Source organism: Citrobacter europaeus, assembly GCA_020099315.1.
GTDB classification, from domain to species: domain Bacteria; phylum Pseudomonadota; class Gammaproteobacteria; order Enterobacterales; family Enterobacteriaceae; genus Citrobacter; species Citrobacter europaeus.
In genome coordinates this window covers 2,906,968-2,918,697 of the sequence record CP083650.1, presented here as the reverse complement: position 1 = coordinate 2,918,697, position 11,730 = coordinate 2,906,968, and the positions used below count along the sequence as shown (strand labels likewise).

10 protein-coding genes are annotated in these 11,730 nt (G+C 51.5%); 8 read left to right on the top strand and 2 right to left on the bottom strand.

The window, feature by feature from the left end; genetic code table 11:
• Positions 1-16 precede the first annotated feature (16 nt).
• Positions 17-445 carry a universal stress protein UspC gene (gene uspC / locus LA337_13830; protein UBI14272.1) on the bottom strand — a complete coding sequence of 143 codons (429 nt, stop codon included), beginning with the start codon at positions 443-445 and terminating at the stop codon, positions 17-19.
• Between the two features lie 795 nt (positions 446-1,240).
• On the opposite strand from uspC, the gene flhD reads away from it, so the two are divergent.
• The 6 genes from flhD to cheW all read left to right on the top strand — a co-directional run bounded on the left by flhD (position 1,241) and on the right by cheW (position 6,684).
• A complete protein-coding gene (flhD, locus tag LA337_13825) occupies positions 1,241-1,582 on the top strand; it encodes a flagellar transcriptional regulator FlhD (protein UBI14271.1) in 342 nt (113 codons plus the stop codon).
• Complete coding sequence (gene flhC, locus LA337_13820) at positions 1,579-2,163, top strand: flagellar transcriptional regulator FlhC (protein UBI14270.1); 585 nt, start codon at positions 1,579-1,581, stop codon at positions 2,161-2,163. The genes flhD and flhC overlap by 4 nt, the downstream gene beginning before the upstream one ends.
• Before the next feature lie 124 nt (positions 2,164-2,287).
• A complete protein-coding gene (gene motA, locus LA337_13815) occupies positions 2,288-3,175 on the top strand; it encodes a flagellar motor stator protein MotA (GenBank protein ID UBI14269.1) in 888 nt (295 codons plus the stop codon).
• On the top strand, positions 3,172-4,101 hold the full coding sequence (motB, locus tag LA337_13810) for a flagellar motor protein MotB (GenBank protein ID UBI14268.1): 930 nt from the start codon (positions 3,172-3,174) through the stop codon (positions 4,099-4,101). Before motA ends, motB begins: the two co-directional genes overlap by 4 nt.
• A gap of 4 nt (positions 4,102-4,105) precedes the next feature.
• Positions 4,106-6,160: a chemotaxis protein CheA gene (gene cheA / locus LA337_13805; protein UBI14267.1), complete on the top strand. Its 2,055-nt coding sequence runs from the start codon at positions 4,106-4,108 to the stop codon at positions 6,158-6,160.
• A 20-nt stretch (positions 6,161-6,180) separates the two neighbouring features.
• Entirely contained in the window at positions 6,181-6,684 is a 504-nt protein-coding gene (gene cheW, locus LA337_13800) for a chemotaxis protein CheW (GenBank protein UBI14266.1), read from the top strand.
• A gap of 78 nt (positions 6,685-6,762) precedes the next feature.
• On the opposite strand, the gene LA337_13795 is transcribed toward cheW, so the two are convergent.
• Entirely contained in the window at positions 6,763-8,022 is a 1,260-nt protein-coding gene (locus tag LA337_13795) for a dicarboxylate/amino acid:cation symporter (protein UBI14265.1), read from the bottom strand.
• Between the two features lie 406 nt (positions 8,023-8,428).
• On the opposite strand from LA337_13795, the gene tar reads away from it, so the two are divergent.
• Positions 8,429-10,084 carry a methyl-accepting chemotaxis protein II gene (gene tar, locus LA337_13790; protein ID UBI14264.1) on the top strand — a complete coding sequence of 552 codons (1,656 nt, stop codon included), beginning with the start codon at positions 8,429-8,431 and terminating at the stop codon, positions 10,082-10,084.
• Positions 10,085-10,127: 43 nt separating this feature from the next.
• On the top strand, positions 10,128-11,729 hold the full coding sequence (tap, locus tag LA337_13785; GenBank protein ID UBI14263.1) for a methyl-accepting chemotaxis protein IV: 1,602 nt from the start codon (positions 10,128-10,130) through the stop codon (positions 11,727-11,729).
• Position 11,730: the final 1 nt, after the last annotated feature.

The following is an 11,730-nucleotide window of genomic DNA, read 5'->3' as shown; positions in this document are numbered from 1 at the left end:
GCTCAGAAAGTGAAGATCAATCTCCAGCCAGTGGAACCAACAGAACATCCACCTGGCTGGCACCGATCACGCTTTTCGCTGAGCAGGACGCGCGTGAAAAGAAACTGTGGTTATGGTTGCCATAAATGACCAGATCGACCGCGTGCTTCCGGCATACGTCCAGAATATGTTCATTCAGGGCCCCATAGGTAATAAAGGTATGCTCAATGGGGTACTGTGCGTCTTTGCTGAGCTTGTCGATAAAATCCTGAGTCTCTTCTTGCATCACTTCTCGCAGGTCTTCAAGCATAGGCGCTGCAAACTGATTATACAGTTCTGGGTCTGAGACCAGGGTTATCAGGCTAATACGGGCATTAACAGGACGAGCGATTGATACCGCCCTGGCTAACAACTGCTGGCTTTCTGGGGTCGCGGCAACAGCCACAAGAATGTGTGTATAGCTCATAACTCGCTCCTTTTTTTCAAGAATTATGAGAGGATTTTTCAGCATTACTTAGCTTACTCCATACTGCAACGTTTCCATTCCGGATAGTGTGAATGTCATCATGGTTATTCATTAATTATTCTTATAAATAGAATAATTGCTTCATATAACTTCTAAATACGTTCAGCTTCCTTAAGTAAAACTCACTGCTAATGAAAACAATGTGTTAATAAAAAATAAACATATTTTAACATTTGAGCGGTTATCACAGCCTGGTATTAATTAATCACCCTTAATATTTAACTCTTTGTTTATAAAGCGTTTAATCAAAATGATGTTTTACATTAAATATGTGATCAAGCTCGCTATTTCACGACGTGATATTAACGTTCGTGAACAAAATACTATTCGCTTTTAATGCAAGAATATTCGTACGCCAGGAATTGAAATGGAGAATATGGGGTTAAAAAATATGCAAAGTAAAAGCTGTGCTGATGGATTTATGTTAAGTGTTTAGCTGGTTTATGTGATCTGCGTCACATATTCTTCAAATTCGCAGCATAGCTACGTTGTATGTGTAACTTGTGGCGGGTAGAGTTGCGTCGAATTAGGAAAAATCTTAGACAATTGTAAGAATTGATGTGAGCTTGTAAGGAACGCGGCCTTCTGAAAAGGGAATGTTTAGACAACGCGTAAGTGCCGTCACGCTGCTATGTATTTGACCTTTTGCTTTTTTTTTTACCGGGCCTTCCCGGCGACATCACGGGGTGCGGTTTCACCGCATGAAAACAATGTTGGTTATTATGGATGCAAATAATGCATACATCCGAGTTGCTGAAACACATTTATGACATCAATCTGTCATATTTATTGCTTGCACAACGTTTGATCGTTCAGGACAAAGCATCTGCGATGTTTCGCCTTGGTATCAGCGAAGAGATGGCGGACACGTTGGCAACATTAACACTTCCTCAAATGGTCAAACTGGCTGAAACAAACCAACTGGTATGTCATTTCCGCTTCGACGATCACCAGACGGTTACTCGCCTGACGCAAGACTCCCGCGTTGACGATCTTCAGCAAATTCATACCGGTATCATGCTTTCAACGCGGCTGTTAAGCGACATCGATGATGCAGCGCGCAAGAAAAGGGCTTGATGATGAGCGAAAAAAGCATTGTTCAGGAAGCGCGTGATATCCAGCTAGCGATGGAATTAATCACATTGGGCGCCCGTTTGCAAATGCTGGAAAGCGAAACGCAATTAAGCCGTGGCCGACTTATCAAGTTGTACAAAGAATTACGCGGTAGTCCTCCGCCAAAAGGGATGCTGCCTTTTTCCACCGACTGGTTTATGACGTGGGAACAAAACATTCATGCTTCGATGTTTTGCAACGCCTGGCAATTCCTGCTCAAAACCGGTTTGTGCAGCGGCGTGGATGCCGTAATCAAAGCGTATCGTTTATACCTTGAGCAGTGTCCGCAGCCGGAAGAGGGGCCGCTGCTGGCGCTAACTCGCGCATGGACGCTGGTACGTTTTGTCGACAGCGGATTGCTGGAGTTATCCCAATGCAATTGCTGCGGTGGGAATTTTATCACCCACGCACACCAACCCGCAGGTAGCTTTGCCTGCAGTTTATGCCAACCGCCATCACGGGCCGTAAAAAGACGTAAACTTTCCCAGAATGCTGCCGATATTATTCCACAACTGCTGGATGAACAGATCGAACAGGCTGTTTAACTGATACGGTGTGGACAAACACTCCAGCAGCGGTAAGCGATTACCGCTGCTTTTTTTTGTCCTGACCTTAAGTTAACTGCCCGACTGCGCATCCTGTCATAGTCAATTGCGAAAGGATGATGTCGTGCTTATCTTATTAGGTTACCTGGTTGTTATTGGTACAGTTTTCGGCGGGTATATGATGACCGGCGGACACCTTGGGGCACTCTATCAACCGGCTGAGCTGGTGATTATCGGTGGCGCGGGTATTGGGGCATTCATCGTCGGCAATAACGGAAAAGCCATTAAGGGGACGATGAAAGCGATCCCGATGCTTTTTCGTCGTTCAAAATATACCAAAGCGATGTATATGGATCTGCTGGCGCTGCTGTATCGCCTGATGGCCAAGTCACGTCAGCAGGGCATGTTCTCGCTTGAACGCGACATTGAAAACCCTAAAGAGAGTGAAATCTTCGCCAGCTATCCGCGCATTCTTGCGGATGCCGTAATGCTTGATTTCATTGTCGATTATCTGCGTTTGATCATCAGCGGCAACATGAACACGTTTGAAATTGAAGCGCTGATGGACGAAGAAATTGAGACTCACGAAAGTGAGGCCGAAGTCCCGGCTAACAGTCTGGCGATGGTGGGTGATTCATTACCGGCGTTCGGGATCGTGGCGGCGGTCATGGGGGTTGTTCATGCGCTGGCTTCTGCCGATCGTCCGGCGGCTGAACTGGGTTCGCTGATTGCTCATGCGATGGTAGGGACATTCCTCGGTATTTTACTGGCCTATGGATTTATTTCTCCGCTTGCCAGCGTTCTGCGGCAGAAAAGCGCTGAAACCACCAAAATGATGCAGTGTGTGAAGATAACACTGCTCTCCAATCTGAATGGTTACGCGCCGCCAATTGCCGTCGAATTTGGTCGTAAGACTCTGTATTCCAGCGAACGTCCATCGTTTATCGAGCTGGAAGAGCATGTGCGTGCGGTAAGAAATCCAACTGCGCAGCAGACGACCGAGGACGCATGAAAAATCAGGCCCATCCCATTATCGTTGTAAAGCGACGCAAACATAAAGGTCACGGTGGTGGGGCGCATGGTTCGTGGAAAATCGCCTACGCCGATTTTATGACCGCGATGATGGCCTTCTTTCTGGTGATGTGGCTCATTTCCATCTCCAGCCCTAAAGAATTGATCCAGATTGCCGAATATTTCCGTACGCCGCTGGCTACCGCGGTGACTGGGGGAAATCGAATTTCGAATAGCCAAAGTCCAATTCCAGGCGGTGGGGACGACTACACCCAGCAGCAGGGAGAAGTGAACAAGCAGCCGAATATCGACGATCTGAGAAAACGCATGGAACAAAGCCGGTTGAGCAAACTTCGCGGCGATCTCGATCAGTTGATTGAATCTGACCCTAAACTGCGTGCGCTGCGCCCGCACTTGAAAATTGATTTAGTGCAGGAAGGACTACGGATACAGATTATCGACAGTCAGAACCGCCCGATGTTTAAAACCGGTAGCGCTGAGGTTGAGCCGTATATGCGCGACATCCTGCGAGCCATCGCGCCAGTGCTTAACGGCATTCCTAACCGAATCAGCCTTTCCGGCCATACGGATGATTACCCTTACGCCAATGGTGAAAAAGGGTATAGCAACTGGGAGTTGTCCGCCGATCGCGCTAACGCGTCGCGTCGCGAACTGGTTAGCGGCGGTCTGGATGATGGAAAAGTATTACGAGTGGTCGGTATGGCCGCCACGATGCGTCTGAGCGATCGCGGTCCCGAAGACGCAATCAACCGCCGTATTAGCCTGCTGGTTCTTAATAAGCAGGCGGAAGAGGCCATTTTGCATGAAAACGCTGAAAGCCAGAATGAGCCGGTAAGTGTCTTACAACAGCCAGCGGAACTTCCGCCGGCAAGCGTTCCCACATCGCCACCAGCCAATCCGAGGTGATAGCGTGAGCATGGATATAAGCGATTTTTATCAAACATTTTTTGATGAAGCTGACGAACTGTTGGCTGATATGGAGCAACACCTGCTTGATTTGGTTCCTGAAGCCCCGGATTCCGAACAGCTGAATGCGATTTTTCGTGCCGCGCACTCGATAAAAGGCGGGGCGGGCACCTTCGGCTTTACCATTTTGCAGGAAACGACCCATCTGATGGAAAACCTGTTGGATGAAGCGCGGCGTGGCGAAATGCAGCTTAATGCCGACATTATCAACCTGTTTTTGGAAACGAAAGATATTATGCAGGAACAGCTCGACGCCTATAAAAACTCAGAGGAGCCGGATGCCGCTAGCTTTGAGTACATTTGTAATGCGTTACGACAGTTAGCGCTCGAAGCGAAAGGTGAAACCGCACCGGCAGTCGTCAACACCGCAAAATTGAGCGTTGTTGACAGCGCTGCAATGCAGGAAGAGGCGGTTGCCATTTCTGAATCCGCCAGTGAGGGGAGCAAGAAACGCATTATTCTCTCGCGCCTGAAAGCCAGTGAAGTCGATTTACTGGAAGAGGAACTGGGGAATCTGGCGACCTTAACCGATGTGGTGAAAGGAAGCGACACGCTGTCGGCAACGCTTGATGGCAATCTCGCAGAAGATGACATCATTGCAGTGCTTTGTTTTGTGATTGAAGCTGACCAGATTGAATTTGAAACCGTCAGCGCAGCGCCCGTAACCGTTGAAACTGAAGCCGAGGCCGAAGCCGAAGCGGTAGCCGTTGTCGCGAAGCCGCAGCCGGCCGCCGTTGCGCCAGTGGTGAAAGCCGCCGCCAGTGAAGCGCCACACGGACGCGCGGAACGTGACAAACCCGCCCGCGCCAGCGAGTCGACCAGCATCCGCGTAGCGGTTGAGAAGGTCGATCAGCTCATTAACCTGGTTGGTGAGTTGGTGATCACCCAGTCAATGTTGGCACAACGCTCAAACGAACTGGATCCCGTTAATCACGGCGATCTGATCACCAGTATGGGTCAGTTACAACGTAACGCCCGCGATTTGCAAGAGTCGGTGATGTCGATTCGTATGATGCCGATGGAGTACGTGTTCAGCCGTTTCCCACGCCTGGTCCGCGACCTGGCCGGTAAATTGGGTAAACAGGTTGAGCTGACGCAGGTGGGGAGTTCAACAGAACTCGATAAAAGCCTGATTGAACGCATCATCGATCCGTTGACGCATCTGGTGCGTAACAGCCTGGACCACGGCATTGAACTGCCGGAAAAACGCATGGAAGCGGGGAAAAGCCCGGTCGGTAACCTGACGCTTTCCGCAGAGCACCAGGGCGGGAATATCTGTATTGAAGTGACCGATGATGGCGCTGGTCTGAACCGCGAACGCATCCTCGCCAAAGCGATCTCTCAGGGGATGCCGATCCACGAAAACATGAGCGATGACGAAGTGGGTATGCTGATCTTCGCGCCAGGCTTTTCGACCGCCGAACAGGTGACGGATGTCTCCGGACGCGGCGTGGGTATGGATGTAGTGAAGCGAAATATCCAGGAGATGGGCGGCCATGTTGAGATCCAGTCCAGACAGGGACAAGGAACAACGATTCGAATTCTGCTGCCGCTGACGCTGGCGATCCTCGACGGGATGTCGGTGCGCGTAGCGGATGAAGTCTTTATTCTGCCGCTGAATGCCGTTATGGAATCACTGCAACCGCGTGAAGAAGATCTGCATCCGCTGGCCGGAGGAGAGCGCGTTCTGGAAGTGCGCGGCGAGTATTTACCGCTGGTTGAGTTGTGGAAAGTCTTCGAAGTTGAAGGCGCAAAAACTGAAGCGACTCAAGGGATTGTGGTGATTTTACAGAGTGCAGGGCGTCGCTACGCGCTGCTGGTCGATCAGTTAATTGGCCAACACCAGGTGGTGGTCAAAAACCTGGAAAGTAACTACCGCAAAGTGCCAGGCATTTCTGCAGCAACGATCCTCGGCGACGGCAGCGTCGCGCTGATTGTCGATGTCTCTGCATTGCAGGGATTGAACCGCGAACAACGTGTGGCGATCACAGCCGCCTGATTGAGTGAGAAGGGAATAATATGACCGGTATGAGTAATGTAACTAAACTGGCCGGCGAACCGTCAGGTCAGGAATTCCTCGTGTTTACGCTGGGGGATGAAGAGTACGGTATCGATATCCTGAAAGTGCAGGAAATCCGCGGCTATGATCAGGTGACGCGCATTGCTAACACGCCTGCGTTTATCAAAGGCGTTACGAACCTGCGCGGTGTGATTGTGCCGATTGTTGACCTGCGCGTGAAGTTTAGCCAGAGCGATGTGGATTACAACGAAAACACCGTGGTGATTGTGCTGAACCTGGGTCAGCGCGTAGTCGGGATTGTAGTAGATGGCGTCTCGGATGTGCTGTCGCTGACGACGGATCAAATCCGTCCGGCGCCGGAGTTTGCGGTAACGCTGTCGACGGAATACCTGACGGGACTGGGGGCGCTGGGTGACCGGATGCTGATTCTGGTCAACATTGAGAAGCTGCTAAACAGCGAAGAAATGGCGCTGCTGGATATTGCCGCTTCCCACGTCGCATAATCTTTAAACATGTTATCCGGCCTACAATGCTTGCTGTTGTAGGCCGGATAAGCGTAACGCATCCGGCAGATTTCCCTCTTATGCTTCCCGCTCAACCAGGTCCGGCTCTTCTTCCAGTAAACCTTCATCCTGTGCCAGCATCGCCGTTGCAATCCCGTTTCCTAATACGTTGATCGCAGAACGTCCCATATCCAGGAAGTGGTCAATCCCCATTAGTAACAGGATCCCGGCGACCGGAATATTAAAACTCGGAATGGTTGCCGCCAGCACCACCAGCGCTGAACGCGGCACGCCGGCAATCCCTTTGGACGCCAGCATCAGCGTCAGCATCAGGACGGTGATTTGGGCAAAGGAGAGGTGAATATTATAGGCCTGCGCGATAAACATAGAGGCAAATGAACAGTAGACCATCGAGCCGACCAGGTTAAACGAATAACCGATAGGCAGCACGAAAGACACGATGTTGGGTGAGCAACCAAATTTGGTTAATTGCTCCAGCGTTTTCGGATAAGCGGCTTCAGAGCTGCTGGTGGTGAATGCGACCAGGACCGGATCCTTCAGCATGCTCAGCAGGCGAAATACCTCTTTTTTCAGCATCACATAACCCACCGCCAGCAACGCCAGGCAGGTCAGCAAAATAGCCACATAGTAGCCGCCGATGAACGATGCATAGTTGAGCAGGATCCCCAGACCCTGGGTAGAGATAACGGAGGAAATGGCGGCAAAAATAGCCAGCGGTGCGACGTACATCACATAGCCAGTCACCTTCAGCATAATGTGGGAGACCACATCAAGCGCGGCAACCAGCGGGGCGTTGAATTTTTCACCAAGCGATGCTCCGCCAATACCGAAGAACATCGAGAACACCACAATTTGCAGGATCTCATTATTGGCCATCGCCTCGGCGATGCTGGTTGGAATGGTATGCGTCAGAAAACCTTTCAGGCTCATGCCGCCCACGGCCAGGCCGGTATCTGCGGCCTCCAGCGGGATCGCCAGGTTCAGTCCGCTGCCGGGTTGTTCAAGAGAAACCACAAACAGACCGACCAGGATAGAGAGTATGGAAGAACTGATAAACCAAATCATTGCTTTCCCGCCTACGCGCCCGATGGTGGACGTTTCTCCCAGGCGCATAATTCCGACGGTCAGGGTACTGAATACTAAAGGCGCGATGACCATTTTAATCAGGCGCAAAAAGATATCGGTGAGAAGCGTAATATTATCGGCCCAGGCGGTCACAACGCCGGGGGAGGCATAAGAGTGGATCACCGCACCCGACAGGATCCCCGCCAGCATGAAGATCACGATAAACAACGTGAGTTTGTTTGCATTTGCCACTAAAAAGCCCTCAGTAAGGATTTAACATTTATTGATCGGTTACTCATTTTTTATACTTATTAAGTGGTAACGAAGTATTCATCATATAAATTGAATTAAAGCGCCAGTCGATACAACTTTTTTTAATTTTTTATCCATTTTGTTGTGGTATTTACGATGAGTATGTGTGATCTCAATCACACATAATTGAGTGTTTCGGCCATTCTGAGCATGCTGACCGATGAAAATAAATGTTATTCACATGATAATTATGGTGTTTTTATGTGAATGACTTGTGGTTGCCGTACACCCGTTTTGCCGCCCTCCCGCCAGGCTGCACGCCCCTTGAGGATTTCCTTTTCGCAAACGTAAAGTTATCTCAGCGACTGCCGATAACGTTGATAACTCGTTTTCAGGAAGGTGCCTTATGTTTAACCGTATCCGCGTTGTCACAATGCTGATGATGGTGCTGGGGGTTTTCGCACTGCTACAGCTTGTTTCCGGTGGTCTGTTGTTTTCCTCATTGCAGCAGAATCAGCAAAGTTTTGTTATCTCTAACGATCTACGACAGCAGCAAAGTGAACTCACCTCAACATGGGATCTGATGCTGCAAACACGAATCAATTTAAGCCGTTCTTCTGCACGTATGATGATGGATGCGTCAAACCAGCAAAGCAGCGCGAAAAACGATCTGCTGAAGAATGCCAAAGCATCGCTGGCGCAGGCTGAAACGCATTACGCAAAATTTAAAAACATGACACCGTTGCCGGAGATGGCAGAGGCCAGCGGCAACGTTGAGGAGAAATATCAGCAATACCATGCGGCCTTAGCAGAGCTGGTTCAGTTTCTGGAAAATGGCAATATGGACGCCTATTTCGCGCAACCTACCCAGGGAATGCAAAACGCGCTCGGCGAGGCGTTGGGCAAATACGCCAGCGTTAGCGAAAAGCTTTACGTTCAGGCATTTGATCAAAGCGCGCGGGATTACCATTTCGCCCAATGGCAGCTTGGCGTACTGGCTGTCGTGCTGGTGCTGATTCTGGTAGTGGTGTGGTACGGCATCCGCCATACCCTGCTTAATCCTCTGTCTCGGGTCATTGCCCATATTCGCGAAATCGCCAGCGGTAACCTGACCGCCACCCTGGCCGTTAGTGGCCGTAACGAAATCGGCGAGTTGGCCAGTACCGTTGATCATATGCAGCGTTCGCTGACAGAAACCGTCACCCTGGTGCGTGAAGGCTCTGATGCGATTTATTCCGGTACCAGTGAAATTGCCAGCGGGAACACTGACCTTTCATCTCGCACGGAACAGCAGGCGTCTGCGCTGGAAGAAACCGCAGCCAGCATGGAACAGTTGACCGCAACCGTTAAGCAAAATGCGGACAACGCGCGTCAGGCCTCGCAACTGGCGAAAAGCGCCTCCGACACTGCACAACATGGCGGCAAAGTGGTTGATAGCGTGGTGAATACCATGCACGAAATCGCCGATAGCTCGAAGAAAATCGCCGATATCATCAGCGTCATCGATGGCATTGCCTTTCAGACCAATATTCTCGCACTGAACGCAGCGGTTGAAGCCGCACGCGCCGGTGAGCAAGGCCGCGGCTTTGCTGTGGTTGCGGGCGAAGTGCGTAATCTGGCAAGCCGCAGTGCGCAGGCGGCGAAAGAGATTAAAGCGTTAATTGAAGATTCTGTTTCCCGAGTGGATACCGGTTCAGTACTGGTAGAAAGCGCAGGTGAAACAATGAACGACATCGTCAATGCCGTGACGCGGGTGACCGACATTATGGGCGAGATTGCCTCGGCCTCCGATGAGCAAAGCCGGGGGATTGATCAGGTTGCGCTCGCGGTCTCCGAAATGGATCGCGTTACGCAGCAGAACGCCTCGTTGGTCCAGGAATCGGCTGCAGCTGCCGCTGCACTGGAAGAACAGGCCAGCCGTCTGACGCAGTCGGTGTCGACCTTCCGTCTGGCGTCACGTCCGGCGTCGACAAAACCACGCGATACTCGATTACCTGCAGCGTCGAGCGCGTCATATCCGCGCCAGAGCATTGAACAAGATACGAATTGGGAAACATTTTGACTGGTAGTTAAACCGCGGCCAGTGCCGCCCGATGGGAGCGTTGATGTTTAATCGTATTCGAATTTCGACCACGCTGTTTTTGATTTTAATCCTCTGCGGTGTTTTGCAGATTGGCAGTAATGGCTTGTCCTTCTGGGCATTTCGGGACGGTTTTCAGAACCTGAATCAGGTCGAACGGAGTAATCAGCAACGCGCTGCGCTGGCCCAAACCCGCGCTGTGTTATTACAGGCCAGTACGGCCCTTAATAAGGCAGGGACGCTGACCGCCCTGAGCTATCCGCCAGAGGACATCAAAACGCTGATGACCCTCGCGCGCGATAGCCTGGCGCAGTCTGAATCGATGTTTAAACGCTTTATGGCGACGTCGGATCCGACGGAACAAGGCAAGGCGCTGTTTGGCGCAACGGAGAATAGTTTCAGTCAGTGGCACAGCGCGCTCGCGCATCAGGCCACCTGGCTTGAAAACAATCAGTTGTCAGATTTTCTGACCGCGCCGGTGCAGGCGGCTCAAGATGCTTTTGATGCGAATGTGAATGCCTGGCAGAGCAACATCGACAGCGTGTTGCAAACGGCAGGCGATCAGAGCCAGCGAAATTACCATATGTCGGGGGTGATTTTTGCCACCATGGTGGTACTGGCGGCACTGCTCACCAGCGGTGCGTTGTACTGGTCGCGCAAGATGATTGTTCAGCCGCTGGCGATTGTTGGCAGTCATTTCGACAGCATTGCCGCAGGTAATCTGGCCAGGCCAGTAGCGGTTTATGGGCGCAATGAGATCTCGGCTATTTTTGCCAGCCTGAAGAAGATGCAGCAGGCGTTACGTGAAACGGTCAGTGAGGTACGCCAGGGCAGCTCAGCCATGCATAGTGGCATTTCAGAAATCGCGATGGGCAATAACGATTTATCTTCGCGAACTGAACAGCAGGCGGCCGCATTGGCGCAAACGGCAGCCAGCATGGAACAACTCACCGCCACCGTCGGGCAGAATGCGGATAACGCGCGCCAGGCGTCAGGAATTGCCAAAAGTGCGGCCGACACCGCGCATAAAGGCGGTGAACAGACGTCCCGGGTGGCCAGCACCATGCATGAGATTTCCGCCAGCTCGCAGAAAATTGGCGACATCATCGGCGTGATTGACAGCATTGCCTTCCAGACCAATATCCTGGCGCTGAATGCCGCGGTAGAGGCTGCCCGCGCAGGTGAACAGGGGCGCGGTTTTGCCGTTGTCGCGGGTGAAGTGCGCAATCTGGCAAGTCGTAGCGCGCAGGCGGCGAAAGAAATTAAAGGACTCATTGAAGAGTCTGTCACCCGAGTGCATCAGGGCTCGCAGCTGGTTGATATGGCTGCACGCACCATGACGGAAATTGTCAGCTCGGTTACCCGGGTTAACGACATCATGGGCGAGATTGCCTCTGCTTCTGATGAACAGCGCAGAGGCATTGAGCAGGTGGCGCAGGCCGTCAGCCAGATGGATTCAGTGACGCAGCAAAACGCCGGGCTGGTGGAAGAAGCCGCATCCGCCACCGGACAACTCGCCACACAGGCCGATAATCTTTCCGCCTGCGTCGCATTTTTCAAGCTTGAAGAGCAAACCGTAACAAAACAAGAGTTGGCGCAGCCGCAGGTTGTGCCCGTTGTATCCTGAA

Bases quoted from the DNA above. Each gene is read 5' to 3' on its own strand.
- uspC (UBI14272.1), bottom strand. From the start codon at position 445: ATGAGCTATACACACATTCTTGTGGCTGTTGCCGCGACCCCAGAAAGC.
- flhD (UBI14271.1), top strand. From the start codon at position 1,241: ATGCATACATCCGAGTTGCTGAAACACATTTATGACATCAATCTGTCA.
- motB (UBI14268.1), top strand. From the start codon at position 3,172: ATGAAAAATCAGGCCCATCCCATTATCGTTGTAAAGCGACGCAAACAT.
- cheW (UBI14266.1), top strand. From the start codon at position 6,181: ATGACCGGTATGAGTAATGTAACTAAACTGGCCGGCGAACCGTCAGGT.
- tar (UBI14264.1), top strand. From the start codon at position 8,429: ATGTTTAACCGTATCCGCGTTGTCACAATGCTGATGATGGTGCTGGGG.
- tap (UBI14263.1), top strand. From the start codon at position 10,128: ATGTTTAATCGTATTCGAATTTCGACCACGCTGTTTTTGATTTTAATC.